The sequence below is a fragment of the Thiobacillus sp. genome, from assembly GCF_018780105.1.
In the GTDB taxonomy this organism is placed as follows: Bacteria; Pseudomonadota; Gammaproteobacteria; order Burkholderiales; family Thiobacillaceae; genus Thiobacillus.
In genome coordinates this window covers 1-16,842 of record NZ_JADMKC010000012.1, presented here as the reverse complement: position 1 = coordinate 16,842, position 16,842 = coordinate 1, and the positions used below count along the sequence as shown (strand labels likewise).

General features: G+C 62.2%; 14 protein-coding genes. 7 read left to right on the top strand and 7 right to left on the bottom strand.

Annotation, left to right across the window (positions count from 1 at the left end):
- Window positions 1-2 precede the first annotated feature (2 nt).
- From hisA to hisD, 5 genes are read right to left on the bottom strand one after another with little or no spacing between them, the layout of a single operon-like run.
- Window positions 3-758 (bottom strand): 1-(5-phosphoribosyl)-5-[(5-phosphoribosylamino)methylideneamino]imidazole-4-carboxamide isomerase, encoded by a 756-nt coding sequence (gene hisA, locus IV098_RS08940; RefSeq protein WP_296888253.1) that lies wholly within the window; start codon window positions 756-758, stop codon window positions 3-5.
- Between the two features lie 50 nt (window positions 759-808).
- On the bottom strand, window positions 809-1,495 hold the full coding sequence (hisH, locus tag IV098_RS08935) for an imidazole glycerol phosphate synthase subunit HisH (RefSeq protein WP_296888251.1): 687 nt from the start codon (window positions 1,493-1,495) through the stop codon (window positions 809-811).
- Window positions 1,492-2,079, bottom strand: a complete 588-nt coding sequence (gene hisB, locus IV098_RS08930) for an imidazoleglycerol-phosphate dehydratase HisB (RefSeq protein ID WP_296888249.1) — start codon at window positions 2,077-2,079, stop codon at window positions 1,492-1,494. Before hisB ends, hisH begins: the two co-directional genes overlap by 4 nt.
- Before the next feature lie 30 nt (window positions 2,080-2,109).
- Window positions 2,110-3,174, bottom strand: a complete 1,065-nt coding sequence (gene hisC / locus IV098_RS08925; RefSeq protein ID WP_296888247.1) for a histidinol-phosphate transaminase — start codon at window positions 3,172-3,174, stop codon at window positions 2,110-2,112.
- 13 nt (window positions 3,175-3,187) lie between these two features.
- Window positions 3,188-4,492 (bottom strand): histidinol dehydrogenase, encoded by a 1,305-nt coding sequence (gene hisD, locus IV098_RS08920; RefSeq protein WP_296888245.1) that lies wholly within the window; start codon window positions 4,490-4,492, stop codon window positions 3,188-3,190.
- 139 nt (window positions 4,493-4,631) lie between these two features.
- On the opposite strand from hisD, the gene IV098_RS08915 reads away from it, so the two are divergent.
- Complete coding sequence (locus IV098_RS08915) at window positions 4,632-5,042, top strand: Fur family transcriptional regulator (protein WP_296888243.1); 411 nt, start codon at window positions 4,632-4,634, stop codon at window positions 5,040-5,042.
- A gap of 38 nt (window positions 5,043-5,080) precedes the next feature.
- On the opposite strand, the gene IV098_RS08910 is transcribed toward IV098_RS08915, so the two are convergent.
- A complete protein-coding gene (locus IV098_RS08910) occupies window positions 5,081-5,485 on the bottom strand; it encodes a hypothetical protein (protein WP_296888241.1) in 405 nt (134 codons plus the stop codon).
- On the bottom strand, window positions 5,485-6,429 hold the full coding sequence (locus IV098_RS08905) for a LysR family transcriptional regulator (RefSeq protein WP_296888239.1): 945 nt from the start codon (window positions 6,427-6,429) through the stop codon (window positions 5,485-5,487). The genes IV098_RS08910 and IV098_RS08905 overlap by 1 nt, the downstream gene beginning before the upstream one ends.
- A 159-nt stretch (window positions 6,430-6,588) precedes the next feature.
- On the opposite strand from IV098_RS08905, the gene lplT reads away from it, so the two are divergent.
- From lplT to IV098_RS08875, 6 genes are all read left to right on the top strand, one after another.
- Window positions 6,589-7,806: a lysophospholipid transporter LplT gene (gene lplT, locus IV098_RS08900; protein ID WP_296888237.1), complete on the top strand. Its 1,218-nt coding sequence runs from the start codon at window positions 6,589-6,591 to the stop codon at window positions 7,804-7,806.
- A 59-nt stretch (window positions 7,807-7,865) separates the two neighbouring features.
- The gene (locus tag IV098_RS08895; RefSeq protein ID WP_296888235.1) at window positions 7,866-9,149 is read left to right on the top strand and encodes an MgtC/SapB family protein; all 1,284 of its coding nucleotides are present in this window, start codon (window positions 7,866-7,868) and stop codon (window positions 9,147-9,149) included.
- 11 nt (window positions 9,150-9,160) lie between these two features.
- Window positions 9,161-10,265 (top strand): peptide chain release factor 2 gene (prfB, locus tag IV098_RS08890; RefSeq protein ID WP_296888234.1). Its coding sequence is split into 2 segments (ribosomal slippage): window positions 9,161-9,241 and window positions 9,243-10,265, totalling 1,104 coding nucleotides; the frame shifts between segments, so codons are not numbered across the junction.
- A gap of 59 nt (window positions 10,266-10,324) precedes the next feature.
- Complete coding sequence (gene pepN, locus IV098_RS08885; RefSeq protein WP_296888232.1) at window positions 10,325-13,006, top strand: aminopeptidase N; 2,682 nt, start codon at window positions 10,325-10,327, stop codon at window positions 13,004-13,006.
- 128 nt (window positions 13,007-13,134) lie between these two features.
- Window positions 13,135-15,213: a RecQ family ATP-dependent DNA helicase gene (locus IV098_RS08880; protein WP_296888230.1), complete on the top strand. Its 2,079-nt coding sequence runs from the start codon at window positions 13,135-13,137 to the stop codon at window positions 15,211-15,213.
- A complete protein-coding gene (locus tag IV098_RS08875; RefSeq protein ID WP_296888228.1) occupies window positions 15,210-16,613 on the top strand; it encodes a DNA-processing protein DprA in 1,404 nt (467 codons plus the stop codon). Before IV098_RS08880 ends, IV098_RS08875 begins: the two co-directional genes overlap by 4 nt.
- Window positions 16,614-16,842: the final 229 nt, after the last annotated feature.

The following is a 16,842-nucleotide window of genomic DNA, read 5'->3' as shown; positions in this document are numbered from 1 at the left end:
GACTAGACGCCGAACACGCCACCAGCCAGTTCGTCGGCCAGTTTCTGCGCGGCGGTGAAGTCCAGCGTGCCCTGATAGATCGCACGTCCGGTGATCGCACCGATGATGCCGTCGCGGGCAACCGCCGAAAGCGCCTTCACGTCGTCGAGGTTGGTGATGCCGCCGCTGGCAATTACCGGGATCGACAGCGCCTGCGCCAGCTTCTGCGTGGCATCGACATTGACCCCGGTCAGCATGCCGTCGCGGCCGATGTCGGTGTAGATGATGGCTTCGACACCATAGCCCTCGAAGCGCTTGGCGAGATCGATCACGTCGTGGCCGGTGATCTTGGACCAGCCTTCGACCGCGATCTTGCCGTCCTTGGCGTCGAGCCCGACCATCACATGACCGGGGAACGCATCGCAGGCTTCGTGCAGGAAGCCTGGGTTTTTCACCGCGGCGGTACCGATGATGACGTAGCGCACGCCGTCGTCGAGATAGCGCTCGATGGTCGCCAGGTCGCGGATGCCGCCGCCCAGTTGCACCGGCATGTCGTCGCCCACGGCATCGACGATGGAGCGGATCGCCGCATCATTGATGGGTTTGCCGGCGAAAGCGCCGTTCAGGTCGACCAGATGCAGGCGGCGCGCACCCTGCGCTTTCCAGTGCAGCGCAGTGGCGGCCGGATCCTCCGAAAACACGGTGGCCTTGTCCATTTCGCCCTGTTCGAGGCGAACGCAATGGCCGTCTTTAAGATCAATCGCAGGAATAATTAACATGGCTAATCAGCAGGGTCGTACAGACGAAAAGTTGAAAGACAATCAAAAAATCAGGCGCAGGCTGCGCCCGACATATCACAGGCGGCTTCGCCTTCACCCGGATTCCAGGTGACGAAATTGCCCAGCAGCGCCATCCCGGCGTTCTGGCTTTTTTCCGGATGAAACTGAACCGCAAAAATATTGCCCGTGGCCACTGCACAAGTGAACGGGAACGGGTAATGCGAAAACCCGGCAATCAGATCCGGCGAATCGGGCTGGACGAAGTAGCTGTGCACGAAATAAAAACGCTCGCCTTCTTCGATCCCCGCCCACAGCGGGTGCGCTGCGGTCTGGTGGACGTTGTTCCAGCCCATGTGCGGCACCTTGAGCTTGTTGCCTTCGGCGTCGAACATCGCCTCGGCCGGAAACCGCTGCACGGTGCCGGGCAACAGTCCCAGACATGTGGTATCGCCTTCCTCGCTGTGTTCGAACAACACCTGCATGCCCATGCAGATCCCCAGAAACGGCTTGCTGTGGGCCGCGTCGATAATCACCTGACGCAGGCCGCGCGCATCGATTTCACGCATGCAGTCGGGCGCGGCGCCCTGGCCCGGGAACACCACGCGTCCCGCCTGCGCGATCACGGCCGGGTCGGAAGTCACCACGACCGTCATGGCCGGCGCAACGTGTTCGATGGCTTTTGACACCGAACGCAGATTGCCCATGCCGTAATCGACGACGGCGATATCTGCGCTCACAGACACCCCTTGGTCGACGGCATCACATCGCCCATGCGTGCATCGGGTTCAACCGCCATCCGCAAGGCACGGCCGAACGCCTTGAAAACCGTCTCGGCCTGATGGTGGGCGTTGATGCCACGCAGGTTGTCGATATGCAAGGTGACGCCCGCATGATTGATGAAGCCGCGGAAGAATTCGAGAAACAGGTCGACATCGAAATCGCCGATGCGCGCCCGCGTGTAGTCGACGTGGTATTCGATCCCCGGACGGCCCGACAGGTCGATCACCACGCGCGACAGGGCTTCGTCGAGCGGCACGTAGGCATGGCCGTAGCGGCGAATGCCTTTTTTGTCGCCCAGCGCCTGCGCAAAGGCCTGGCCCAAAGTGATGCCGGTGTCTTCCACCGTGTGGTGGGCATCGATGTGCAGATCGCCCTTGGCCTGGATATCCAGGTCGATCAGGCCATGGCGCGCGATCTGGTCCAGCATGTGATCCAGAAACGGCACGCCGGACGCGAGCTTGGCGACACCCGTGCCGTCAAGGTTGAGGCTGACGGTAATCTGGGTTTCCAGGGTGTTGCGGGTAACGGTGGCGGTGCGCATGGCGTCGGAGGTTCAGGCAGTAAAAGGATTCTAGCAGGCGACCAGAGTTTTCAATGCGGCAATCAGCGCATCGCATTGCGCGTCGGTGCCGATGGTGATGCGCAAAAACGGCGCAATCCGGGCGGGTTGTTTGAAATGGCGCACGATGATGCTGCGTTCGCGCAGTCCCGCAGCCAGTTCGGCGCCATCGTGCGCAGGATGACGGGCAAAGATGAAATTGGCGGTTGACGGCAATACCTCGAACCCCATGTCGCTCATCGCAGCCACCAGCCGGGTACGCGTCGCCACCACCCGGGCGCACAGCGCCTCGAAATAGCCGTGATCCTGCAGTGAAGCCAGCGCGCCGGCCTGCGCAAAGCGGTCGAGCGGATAGGAATTGAAGCTGTCCTTGACGCGGTTGAGCGCCTCGATCAGGTGCGGCTGGCCGATCGCGTAACCCACCCGCAAACCGGCCAGCGCATGCGATTTGGACAGGGTGCGGGTCACCAGCAGCTGCGGATAGCGCGCCACCAGGCCCACCGCCGACTCGCCGCCGAAATCGATATACGCCTCGTCGATCACCACCACGGAATCCGGATTGCCCGCCAGCAGGCGCTCGATCTCGCTCAATGCCAGCAGGCGCCCGGTCGGTGCGTTGGGATTGGGGAAGATCACTCCGCCGTTGAGCGTCAGGTAGTCATCGACCCGGATTTCGAACGCATCCGTGAGCGGAACTTGGCGATAGGCGATTTCATACAAGCCGCAGTACACCGGATAAAAGCTGTAGCTGATGTCGGGAAACAGGATCGGCGCATCGTGCTTCAGCAACGCCATGAAGGCATGTGCCAGCACCTCGTCCGAACCATTGCCGACAAACACCTGATCGGCATTCACGCCGTGATAGGCGGCAATACCCGCACGCAGGCGGTCCGAATTGGGATCGGGGTATAGACGCAAGGTATCGGCCGCTTCGGCGCGCAGCGCATCGAGCACCCTGGGGCTGGGACCGTAGGGACACTCGTTGGTGTTGAGCTTGACCAGATTGGCCAGCTTGGGCTGCTCGCCCGGCACGTACGGCGTCAAGCCGTGCACCACGGCGCTCCAGTACTGGCTCATGACCGCAGCGGGCTCATTTGTGGGTCAGGCGGTATTCGGCAGAGCGCGCGTGCGCCTGCAGGCCCTCGCCGTACGCCAGCGTGGCTGCGATCCGCCCCAAAGTCTGCGCACCGGCTTGCGACACGTGAATCAGGCTGCTGCGCTTCTGGAAGTCGTAGACGCCCAGCGGCGACGAGAAACGCGCCGTGCGCGAAGTCGGCAGCACGTGGTTCGGCCCGGCGCAATAGTCGCCGAGCGCTTCGCAGGTGTTCTTGCCCATGAAAATCGCGCCGGCGTGCTTGAGCAGCGGCAGCAGCGCGTCGGGATCGGCAATCGACAATTCCAGGTGTTCCGGGGCAATGCTGTTCGAGATGGCGGCGGCGTCGGCCAGATCGCGGGTTTTGATCAGCGCGCCGCGATTGGTGAGCGATGTGGCAATCACCTCGCTACGCGGCATTTCCTGGATCAGCTTGTCGATGGCGGCGGCTACCGCATCCAGATACGCGGCGTCGGGCGACAGCAGAATCGACTGCGCCATCTCATCGTGTTCGGCCTGCGAAAACAGGTCCATCGCCACCCATTCCGCCGGTGTGTTGCCGTCGGCAATCACCAGAATCTCGGACGGGCCGGCAATCATGTCGATGCCCACCGTGCCGAACACGCGGCGCTTGGCCGCGGCCACATAGGCGTTGCCAGGGCCGACGATCTTGTCGACCTGCGGCACGGTCTCGGTGCCGTAAGCCAGTGCAGCCACCGCCTGCGCGCCGCCGATGGTGAATACGCGATCCACGCCGGCAATTGCGGCGGCGGCGAGCACCAGCTGGTTGTGCTCGCCCTTCGGCGTCGGCACCACCATGATGAGTTCGCCCACGCCCGCGACTTTGGCCGGAATCGCATTCATCAGCACGGAAGACGGATACGCCGCCTTGCCGCCTGGTACGTACAACCCGACGCGGTCGAGCGGGGTGATCTTCTGCCCCAGCACCGTACCGTCGGCTTCGGTATAGGTCCACGATGCCTGGGTCTGCCGCTCGTGATAGCTGCGCACGCGCCCGGCAGCCGATTCCAGCGCCTGACGGGTGTCCGCAGGCAAAGCATCGAGCGCGGTCTGCAACTGGGCCGCACTCAGTTCCAGGCTGGCAAGCGAGGCCGCCGGCAGGTGATCGAAGCGTTCGGTGTATTCGAGCACGGCGGCGTCGCCGCGCGTTTTGACGTCATGCAGAATCGCGGCCACGGTCTGTTCGATGGCCGCATCGGCGGCATCGTCAAACTGCAAAAGTCGGGTCAGGCGCGCCTGGAAATCAGGCTGCGTACTATCGAGTCGGGTGAGCGTAACCACGGGATTCCATTTCCAAAAATGCGGGTTCGATTGTACCGGTTTTTGGCGCATTGCCGCCTTCGGCTTGGCCCGGCCAGATGATACTCATACCCATTCGCGAGATTAGACAAAGTCCAGATTGGCCATTATCATTGCGCGCATGAATTACACGCGCGACAACATGGCCGGGCTCTTGCGCAGCCACGAGATCAATCCGACCCACCAGCGGATCGAGATCGCGCACGCCCTGTTTTCGCGCCAAGAGCACCTCTCGGCCGATCAGGTGATGGCGGCCGTCAACACCCGCCACTCTGAAACCTCCAAGGCCACGGTCTACAACACGCTGAAGCTGTTTCTGGAAAAGGGTCTGGTAAGCGAAGTCATCGTCGATCCCAGCAAGGTGTTCTACGATCCCAACACCACTCCGCACCATCATCTCTATGAAGTGGACAGCGGCAAGCTGTCCGACATCGACGCCGGATCAGTGCAGATTTCCGGCCTGCCGCCCCTGCCCGACGGCATGGTGACGGAAGGCATCGATCTCATCGTCCGCGTTCGTCGCCAGCCCTGAACACGCGCCCGTTGCCACAACGGGCCCAGCCTGACCGTTCAGTCCGGATCGGATCCGGATACTGCCAGATCTGATTCGGACGCCGCCTGCAACGCAGCCAGCGCATCCCGGTGTTGCTGATACTGCCGCGCAAAAATCCGCTCCAGCTCATCGATCGCCTCGACCGCCGGCACGCCATGGATCAGGTGCCGGGTCATCTGCGCCGAGGCTTCGTGAAAAATCTTGTTGCGATCCAGCATCGGGTAGGTCTGCGTCAGACGCTGGATCGCCTTGACCACGTTTTCCTGCTCGGGGCGCGGAATCGGTAGCGGCTCCGAGGGCGGGGCGGCAGCGACTTCGGCGCCCTCCTTGCCCGCCAGAAACTCGGCGTAATCCAGTAAAGCCTGCTGGCGCGGCGCAGAGAGCGACCGGAAAATAGAGGTCAGGCGCTTGCCGTCCCGCATCAGCGTGCGCGTCCCTTGGCCTGCCGCTTGAGCGGCGATGCTTCCAGTCCGCATTGCTGAAACTTGACCTCGACAAAGCTGATGAAGGCATCGAGCAGTTTGCTGCGGAATTTCCTGGGCGCGTAAACCATCGACAGCTCGCGCGTCAGCCGGGGGCTGAGCGGCACCGCCACCAGCGTGCCCAGCTGCAGTTCCTTGGCAACCGTGGACGCCGACATGATGGCCACGCCCAGGTTGGCCTCGACCGCGCCCTTGATCGCCTCGCGACTGCCGAGCTCCATTTCGATGTGCAAATCGTCGGGATTGACGTCGTGGTGCTTGAAGAACTCGTCCACCACTTCACGCGTACCCGAACCGTGTTCGCGCGACACATAGGGCTGATCGGCGATATCGCGCGCGGTCACGCTGTTATGCCCGGCCAGCGCATGGTTCGGCGCGCACACCATCACCAGTTCGTCTTCACAGCAAGCCAGGGTCGACAGATTGGGGTCGTGCGAAGGCGCTTCGATCAAACCCACATCAAGAGAGTGATCTGCCACTTTGGCCGCAATGGTTTCCGAGTTGGCGACGGTCAAACGCGCCTGCACCTGCGGGAAACGTGCCTTGAACTCGCCCAGGATGCGCGGCAACTGGTATTCGGCAATGGTGGTCGACGCGCCGATCATCAAGGGGCCGGTCACCTGGCCGGTCAATTCGCCGACGCGCGCTTCCATCTCGCCGCTCAAGGCCAGAATCCGCTCGGAATAGCCCAGCACCATTTCGCCCACCGGCGTCAGAGAAATCTTGCCGTGGCTGCGTTCGAACAAACGGGTATTGAAATGTTCTTCCAGTTGCTTGACCTGAAAAGTCACGGCCGGCTGGGTCATGTACAGGATATCGGCCGCTTTGGTGAAGCTGAGCTGTTTGGCAACGGTATAGAATACTTGCAGTCTGCGGTCAGCCATAAAACCATGTCGTGGGGTCAGTAAAGAATTTTATTCAACCACAAAGCCCAGCGTCATGAAACATGAGCCACACCAAGTTGCTGTAATCTCACGCGTTTGATCGCCCCGAGCACGCTGCAAACACGCGCTTTCCGCCCTGCCTATCTGATTACTTGAATTTTGAACCGCGCTTTTTACACCATCCTGCTCGCGCAGTTCATGTCCGCTCTGGCCGACAACGCCCTGCTCTTCGCCGCCATCGGTTTGCTGGTGTTCTTTGCTGCGCCGGACTGGCACTCGCCGCTGCTGCAAACTGTCTTCGTGATCGCCTACATCGTGCTGGCGCCGCTGGTGGGGGCGTTTGCCGACGCACTGCCCAAAGGGCGCGTCATGCTGATCGCCAACACGGTCAAATTTGTCGGCTGCATCGCCATGCTGGGCGGTCTGCATCCACTGCTGTCCTACATCATCGTGGGGATCGGCGCGGCCATGTACTCCCCGGCCAAATACGGCATCCTCACTGAACTGCTGCCGCCCGAAAAACTGGTGGTCGCCAACAGCTGGATGGAGGGCGCGACGGTCGCAGCGATCGTACTGGGCGCCATCATCGGCGGTGCGCTCATCAATCCGCTTCTGGCCGAATCCACGTTGCAAAGCCTGGGCATGGACGGCCAGCTGATTGCGCCCAAATTCGCCATTGTCGTCACCACCGGCCTGTACCTGGGCGCGGCCGTCATCAACCTGTTCATTCCGCGCCTGCCGATCGACCACAAGCCCGCGAACAACTCGCCCCTATTCCTGCTGCACGATTTCGGCCACAGCTTCATGCTGTTGTGGCGCGACCCGCTCGGGCAGGTTTCGCTTGCCGTCACCACGCTGTTCTGGGGCGTCGGCGCCACCCTGCGCCTGCTGATCATCGAATGGGCGGCGCTCAACCTCAAATACTCGCTCGGCGAGGCTACCCAGCTCACGGCCGCCACCGCGGTCGGCATCGCTCTGGGTTCCATCCTTGCCGGAAAATACGTCCGCCTCGAACACGCCATTCGCACCCTGCCGGCCGGCATCGTGCTGGGGCTGATTCCAATCTCGCTGATCTGGGTGGAAAGCCTGACGCTGGCGCTGTTCCTGCTCATCCTGCTGGGCGTGCTCGCCGCGTTTTTCGTGGTGCCGATGAACGCCCTGCTGCAGCATCGCGGCCATCTGCTGATGGGTGCCGGCCACTCTATCGCCCAGCAGAATTTCAATGAAAACATCAGCATCCTGCTGCTGACCGGGGCCTATGCCCTGATGATCCGCGCCGACTGGCACATTCACACCATCGTCTGGGTGTTCGGCCTGTTCATCAGCAGCGTGATGACCGCGATCTGGCTGCGCCACCGCAATGACGTCGTGCATTAGCCTATAAAACAGTCGGCAATCTCTGTAACCGACAGGCAGTACGCTGCCCCCTCCCCCACATGAACGAAATCCTCGCCTGGCTTCCTGCCGAACTCGCTGCCCTGCCGCGCTACGTGGTGGCGCTGGCGATCGGCCTGCTGATGGGGCTGGAGCGCGAGCGCAATCCGGCGGCCAAGGCAGGCTTGCGCACCTTTGCACTGACGGCTCTGCTGGGCGTGTTGGCGGCGCATCTGGCGACCACGCTGGAGGAACACTGGCTGATCGCAGCAGGTTTGCTGCTGGTCGGCGCCATGATGATCGCCGCCTATCTGCGCGACCCGCAGCCGGAAGGCGATCCGGGCACGACCACCGTGGCGGCGCTGATGCTGTGTTACGGGCTCGGCGTGCTGGTGTGGCACGCCGAAATCCAGCTGGCAGTGATGCTGGGCATCGCGGCCACCATGCTGCTGTATTTCAAGCCGGAACTGCGCGGCTGGAGCCAGCACATGACGCGGCGCGATCTGTTGTCGGTGCTGCAGTTTGCGGTGCTGTCGCTGATCATCCTGCCGCTGGTGCCGAACCGGGATTACGGCCCCTACGGTGCGCTCAACCCCTATCAGATCTGGTGGATGGTGGTGCTGATTGCAGGCGTCGGCCTGGCGGGCTACGCCGCGCTGCGGCTAGTCGGGCAGCAACGCGGCGCGGTGATCCTCGGCCTGCTCGGCGGGCTGGTGTCGTCCACCGCCACCACGCTGGCCTTCAGCCGCCACGCCCGCGCCAGCAGCGCGATGCTGCCGGTCGCGGTCATCGTCATCGTGCTGGCCAATCTGATGGTGCTGGTGCGACTGGGCGTGCTGACCGCCGTGCTGGCGCCGGGCGTGCTGCCGCACCTGCTGCCGGTCATCGGCGGCGGACTGCTCATCGGCGGCCTCGGCGCGGCCTATGGCGTCTACCGGCTGCAGCCGCAGGGCGAGATGCCCACCCTGGACATGGGCAATCCGACCGAATTGCGCACGGCGCTGGGCTTTGGCCTGATGTATGCCGGCGTGCTGCTGGCCTCGGCCTGGCTGGCCGACTGGCTCGGCACGCGCGGCCTGTATGCCGTGGCGCTGGTATCGGGTTTGACCGATGTCGATGCCATCACGCTGTCCAGCCTGCGCCTGTTCAATCTGGACCGGCTTTCGGTTGCGGCGGTGGTCAATGTCGTCGTCATCGCCACGCTGGCCAACCTACTGTTCAAGTCGGCACTGGCGCTGTTCGTCGGCGGCCGGCAACTGGCGCGCCACGCAGCCGCGGGCATGGGTGCGCTGGGTCTGGGGCTGGTCGCCTCCTGGGCTATAATGCGCGGCTTTTCCGCCCTGTAAAACGCCCCGCCATGGAAGCCGAATCCCTCAATCAGATTGAAGCCAAACTCGCCGATCTAGGCGCCCGTTCCACCCAGCTCCGGGGGTTTCTTTGACTACGATCACAAGCAGGATCGTCTAGAAGAAGTCGTCCGTCTGTCCGAAGCGCCGGACTTCTGGAACGACGCCGCGCGCGCCCAGGAACTGGGCCGTGAACGCAAATCGCTCGAAGACGTGGTGCTGGTGCTCGACCGCGTCGCCGCCGGGCTGAAAGACGCCGCCGAACTGTTCGAGATGGCGCGCGAAGAAAACGACGACGACACGCTGGCCGCCGTGCAAACCGACATCGCCAGCCTGGAAAAGGATGTGTCGACGCTGGAATTCCGCCGCATGTTCAACAACCCGGCCGACCCCAACAACTGCTTCATCGACATTCAGGCCGGCGCCGGCGGCACCGAGGCCTGCGACTGGGCCTCGATGCTGCTGCGGCAATACCTCAAATACGCCGAGCGCAAAGGCTTCAAGGCCGAGCTGCTGGAAGAATCCGAAGGCGACGTCGCCGGCATCAAGTCCGCCTCGATCAAGATCGAAGGCGACTACGCTTACGGCACCCTGCGCACCGAAACCGGCGTCCACCGCCTGGTGCGCAAATCGCCGTTCGACTCGTCCGGCGGCCGCCACACCAGCTTCGCCAGCATCTTCGTCTACCCCGAAGTCGACGATTCCATCGAAGTCGACATCAACCCCGCCGACCTGCGCGTCGACACTTACCGCGCATCCGGCGCCGGCGGCCAGCACATCAACAAGACCGACTCCGCGGTGCGCATCACCCACCTGCCCACCAACATCGTGGTGCAGTGCCAGAACGACCGCTCGCAGCACAAGAACCGCGCCGAAGCGATGTCGATGCTGAAATCCAAGCTGTACGAAGCCGAGCTGCGCAAGCGCCAGGCCGAACAGGACAAGCTCGAAGCCGGCAAGTCGGATGTGGGCTGGGGTCACCAGATCCGTTCCTACGTGCTGGACAACTCGCGCATCAAGGATCTGCGCACCAACGTCGAAACCTCCGCCACGCAAAAAGTGCTGGACGGCGACCTCGACATCTTCATCGAAGCCAGCCTGAAACAGGGCGTGTAAGCGTCGTACCCGCCTGGCGGGTGCGGCGCCCTTCATTCATGTCTGCCGCCGGAGTCCCCATGCGCACCGAAACCCCCGTCACGCTGTATCTCAAGGACTACGCCCCACCTGCCTGGCTGATCGACACGGTCGATTTGCATGTGAGCATTTTCGAGGGCCATGCTGAAGTCAGAACCCGTCTCGCCTGCCGCCGCAATCCGGCCGCGCTGGCCGGCGCGCTGGTACTGAATGGCGAGGCGCTGGAATTGGTGGGCCTGACGCTCGACGGCGCCGCGCTCGCCCCGACGCGTTACACCTGCGCCGACGGCCTGCTGACGATTGCCGCGCTGCTGCCCGACACGTTCCAGCTTGAATCCACGGTGCGCATTCACCCGGACCAGAACACCCAGCTGTCCGGCCTGTACCGTTCCAAGGACGGCTATTTCACCCAGTGCGAGGCGGAAGGCTTCCGCCGCATCACCTTCTTCCCCGACCGGCCGGACGTGATGGCGACCTTCACCTGCACGGTGGAAGCCGAGCGCGCGCGTTTTCCGCAGCTGCTGTCCAACGGCAATCCCGTCGCCGCCGGCGCGTGCGATGACGCGGCGCGGCACTGGGTGCGCTGGGAAGACCCCTTCCCCAAGCCCGCGTATCTGTTCGCGCTGGTCGCGGCCAAGCTGGATGGTTTGGAAGACACGTTCACCACCGCCTCGGGCCGCCAGATTTTGCTCGAAATCTACGTCGAACCCGGCAAGCTCGACCAGTGTGGCCACGCAATGGCGGCGCTGAAAAAAGCCATGCGCTGGGACGAGACGCGCTTCGGCCTGGAATACGACCTCGACCGCTACATGATCGTGGCCGTCGGCGACTTCAACATGGGCGCGATGGAAAACAAGGGCCTCAACATCTTCAACACCAAATACGTGCTGGCGCGCCCCGACACCGCGACCGACGCCGACTACCAGGGCATCGACCGCGTCGTCGCGCACGAGTATTTCCACAACTGGACCGGCAACCGCGTCACCTGCCGCGACTGGTTCCAGCTCTCGCTGAAGGAAGGCCTCACCGTCTTCCGCGACCAGGAATTCGGCGCCGACGTGCACTCGCGCGCGGTCACCCGCATCCAGGAAGTGCGCGGTCTGCGCGCCGGCCAGTTCCCCGAGGACGCGGGGCCAATGGCGCACCCGATCCGGCCCGCCTCCTACGCCGAGATCAACAACTTCTACACCGCCACCGTCTACAACAAGGGCGCGGAAGTCATCCGCATGATCCACACGCTGCTGGGCGAAGCGGGCTTCCGCGCCGGGATGGATGTGTACTTCCAGCGCCACGACGGCCAGGCCGTCACCTGCGAAGATTTCGTCGCGGCGATGCAGGATGCAAGCGGCGTCGATCTCACGCAGTTCCGCCGCTGGTATGCGCGCGCGGGCACGCCCGTGTTGAAAGCGCACGGCGAGTACGACGCCGCATCGAAGCGCTACACGCTCACCCTCACGCAAACCCTCGCGCCCACCGCCTACGAAAAGCGGCTCGCGGAAAACGGACAGACGGTTGAAGACGGCGCCCTGCACATCCCCGTCGCCGTCGGCCTCGTGCTGCCCGACGGCCACGACGCCGACCTGCGGCTCGCGGGCGAAATTGGGACATCCACCACCCGCGTACTCTCGCTCACCGAATCCACGCAGACGTTTGTATTCGAAGATATCCCCGCCGCGCCCGTCGCCTCGCTGCTGCGCAATTTCTCCGCACCCGTGCGGCTGGAATTCGAACAAACCGACGCCGAACTTGCTCACCTGATGGCGCACGACGCCGACGCCTTCAACCGCTGGGAAGCCGGGCAACGTCTCGCAACGCGCATCCTGCTGGCAGGTATCGCCAACGGAGGCCAGGGCAGCGACTGGATTCCCCCCGCCTTCCTCGACGCCTGCGCGCGCGTGCTGGCGGACGGCCTCGCGGGCGACCCCGCACTCGCCGCCGAAGCGCTGGCCCTGCCGTCCGAAACCGTGCTCGCCGACAGCGTCGCCGCAGCGGGCAAGGTCATTGATCCCGACGCCATCTTCACCGCGCGCCTCGCCCTGCGCCGCGCGCTCGCCGCGCACTGCCGGGCGCAATTCGAAGCGGCCTGGGCCGCACTCGCGCCCACCGAACCCTACGCCCCCGACGGCGCACAGCTGGGCCGCCGCGCCCTGCGCAACGCCTGCCTGGGCTACCTCGCCGAAGCCGCACCCTTGGAGATGGCCCCGCGCCTCGCCGCGCTGATCGCGGCCGGCGGCAACATGACCGACGTGTTCGCCGCGCTCGCCACCCTCGTCCAGCTCGACGAGCCCGAGCGGGAAGCCGCGCTCACCGCGTTCTACGACACCTGGCGCGACGAAGCGCTCGTCGTCGACAAATGGTTGTCCGTGCAGGCCACCGCGCGCACCACCGACGCCCGCACCATCCGCGCGCTCATGACCCACCCCGCCTTCGACCTCAAAAACCCCAACCGCGTCTACGCCCTCATCCGCGGCTTCTGCGGCGCCAACCCGCGCGCCTTCCACGCCGCCGACGGCAGCGGCTACGCGCTGGCCGCCGACGTCATCAGCGAATTGCAGGCCATAAACCCGCAGGTCGCCTCACGCATCGCCCGCAGCTTCGACCGCTGGCGCCAGTTCGACGCCGGACGGCAGGCGCACGCGCGTGCCGCGCTGGAGCGCATTGCCACGGTCGAGGGGCTGGCGAAGGATGTGGCGGAGGTGGTGGGGAATGCGTTAAAGGCTTGAGATGTGGGTGACCGGGCTACAAGCATAAGCCTGTCTCAGACGCCAATTCTCCTGTATCCACATGGTTTTAGAAATAACATATTTAGGCGGCGACCATTTACCGAACATAAAACAAGGAATGTAATAACGTGGCCTACGATCCAAAACGTGCACTGGAACACCTCCGAATCGGCTCCGGACGTGCTGATGCCACTTTCCGTAACGGCCAGGAAGATGCCATTCGTCATATCGTCGAAGGCAAAGGTCGCTTACTGGTTGTGCAGAAGACGGGCTGGGGCAAGAGCTTCGTCTATTTCATCGCGACCAAGTTGCTGCGGGAAGCTGGGGCCGGCCCTGCGTTATTGATCTCGCCGCTGCTGGCGCTGATGAGAAACCAGATCGCAGCGGCAGAGCGGATGGGGGTTCGCGCCGCCACCATCAACTCCGATAATCAGGATGAATGGAAATCAGTTGAAGCCAAGCTCAGTCGAAACGAAGTGGACATTCTGCTGATAGCGCCAGAAAAACTGGGTAACGACTGGTTTAACACAGAGGTTCTGGCTGGTATCGCAGGGCAGATTTCGCTGATGGTTATCGATGAGGCCCATTGCATTTCCGATTGGGGTCACGACTTCCGTCCTCACTACCGACTGCTGGAACGTATCGCCCGAACGCTACCAGCCAATCTGCGCCTACTGGCCACAACTGCAACGGCAAACAATCGGGTTATGGAGGATCTTGTGGCTGTGCTCGGCCCCAATATGAAGGTACTACGTGGTGACCTGAATCGAGATTCTCTGACGCTGCAAACGATGCGTTTGCCCAGTCAAGCTGTCCGTATGGCATGGATCGCGCAGCAACTCAATTCACTTCCAGGGCACGGCATCATTTACACCCTCACTATCCGAGATGCCAATCAACTGGCGGATTGGCTCAAGGCCCGGGGCTTTGCTGTAGAGGCCTACACAGGTAAGACAGGTGACCGGCGTGAGGAGCTGGAGCAAGCACTGCAGGAGAACAAGGTTAAGGCACTTGTAGCGACCACCGCATTGGGCATGGGCTACGACAAGCCGGACCTGGCGTTCGTTATCCATTTTCAGATGCCCGGCTCAGTTGTCGCCTATTACCAGCAAGTAGGGCGCGCAGGACGAGCGCTGGAATCTGCATATGGCGTGCTCTTGAGCGGAGATGAAGAAGAAGGAATTACCGACTGGTTTATCCGTAGCGCGTTCCCAACTCGCCAAGAGGTTGACGATGTCCTGGGGGCTCTTAATGAAGCGCCGGAAGGACTGTCAATACCTGATCTCATGGCCTGCGTGAACATGAGCAAAGGCCGCATCGAGAAGACTATTACGGCACTCTCTCTCGAATCTCCAGCGCCGATCGCCAAGCAAAATACGAAGTGGCAGCTTACTGCAGCCGAGCTAGGAGACGGATTCTGGACGCGAGCAGACCGGCTCACTAAATTAAGGCGTGCCGAACTCCAGCAAATGCAGGAATACGTCGCTCGGCCTTTCGGGCAGCACATGGGCTTTCTGATTGATGCGCTTGATGGCGATTCAAGCACTGTTAGCCCACCGTCTTTACCGCCGCTGTCAGAAGACGTAGATCAGTTGCTGGTTCGGGAAGCGGAGGAATTTCTTTGTCGCACAAGTCTGCCTATCGAGCCTCGCAAAAAATGGCCCGTGGGGGGAATGCCGCAGTACGGAATTCACACCGCATCCACCATTCCGTATCAAGCGCAGCCAGGCAAGGCCCTCTGCGTCTGGGGCGATGCAGGCTGGGGTGGCTTGGTTCGACAGGGCAAATACCACGACGGCCACTTTTCCGATGACCTCGTTGCTGCGTGCGTGAAGATGATTCAGGAGTGGAATCCGCAGCCGAGCCCGACCTGGGTGACCTGCGTTCCTTCGCTTCGGCATCCCGAATTGGTACCGAATTTAGCGCAACGCTTGGCTGCTTCGCTGGGTCTGCCGTTTCATATGGTCATCGCAAAAAAAGACGCAAGGCCCGAACAGAAAACGATGGCAAACAGTACACAACAGGCGCGCAACATTGATGGCTCGCTCGCACTCAACGGCCAGCCCATTCCTCCCGGCCCAGTCCTCCTGGTTGATGACATGGTCGACTCGCGCTGGACGCTGACGGTGTCTGCATGGCTGCTGCGCAAAAACGGTAGTGGCGCGGTTTGGCCTATGGCCCTTTCACAGACGGGGCACGACGAATGACGCCAGTCCTCTCACCCAACACCCAGGCGATCCTGCTGCTGACTGCGCCGCTCATTGCCGGACGAGGAACTGCGTCATCGGATCTGCTCTCGCCTGGTGAATACAAACGTCTCGCACGGCATTTGCGCGAGATCCAGCGTCAGCCTGCGGATCTCCTCTCGCCGGACGCAGCTGAGATCCTGCATGCGTGCCAACCGGTAATTGACGAGAACCGCCTGCAGAAATTGTTGGGGCGCGGATTCCTGCTGAGCCAAGTGATCGAGCGCTGGCAAGCACGCGCCATCTGGGTGGTCAGCCGCGCCGATGCCGAGTATCCGCGTCGCCTGAAGACGCGACTTCGTGAAGATGCGCCGGCAGTGCTCTACGGCTGTGGCGACATGGCTTTGCTCGAAACCGGTGGGCTTGCCGTCGTCGGATCGCGCCATGTGGAAGACGCCTTGATTGACTACACCATGTCGGTTGGGCGATTGGCTGCTCGCGCTGGCAGAACGCTTGTCTCAGGTGGTGCCAAAGGCATCGATCAAGCCGCAATGCGTGGTGCACTCGAAGCGGGTGGCAAGGTCTGCGGTGTTCTGGCAGACAGCCTGGAGAAGACAACCATGAACCGTGAGCACCGTAACCTGCTGCTCGATGACCAACTGGTGCTGATCTCGCCCTACGATCCTAACGCCGGGTTCAATGTCGGCAATGCCATGCAGCGAAACAAGCTGATTTACGCATTGGCAGACACCTCACTAGTGGTGAGTTCAGACCTCAACAAGGGCGGTACTTGGGCAGGTGCCATCGAGCAGCTCGACAAACTCAAGTTCGTCCCCGTGTTTGTTCGATCAACGGGTGAGCCTTCTAGGGGGCTTGATGCTCTATGTAAGAAAGGTGCGCTTCCTTGGCCGAACCCACAAGACGTGGATTCGTTCGAGGCGGTGTTCAACGTAACAAAGCCCTCTCCCGCAACCTCTCAGCAGGTTGGCTTTGCACTATTTATGAACGACGAGCCATACGATGCCGCGCATGTTACCCCGTCTCCACTCAATGCAACCCTAGCGTCCTATGCCGGGAACGTGCTAACAACAACCACCGATGTGCTTTCAGATGCGAAGCCAGTAGCTGAGCGCCCGGAAAGATTATCAACTGTGACACAGGTAGCATCGGTTCCATTCATCAAGGAAACGGATACCCAGAAGGCTATAACGACGCCGGCTGAGTTGCTGTTTGCAGCCGTTCGCGATTCGATTCTGTTGCTCTTGAACAAGCCAATGAAAGACGCCGAGGTGGCCGCGGCACTGGACGTTACTAACGCCCAAGCAAAAACGTGGCTGCAGCGCCTAGTTGACGAAGGAGTCCTTGATAAACATAAAAAACCTGTTCGTTACATCGTCAAACCATCTTCTCTTTTCGAGTAAAGATGTAGGTGGTGTACACCCTCAGCCCCCACCATCCCCAGCCCCTTATATCTCGCCCAGCTCCGCCAGCCTGGTGGACCGGTGCGCGGCGAGCATCACGCCCCAGGCCAGAGCCGAGAAAAGTCAAACGAAAGCTGGCGGTGATGCCGGATAGACAACAGATAAACCGTGGCGTCGGTTTCCGATGCGGTGTACAGCATGAGGTAGTCGCCATGCAGGTATTCGCGCA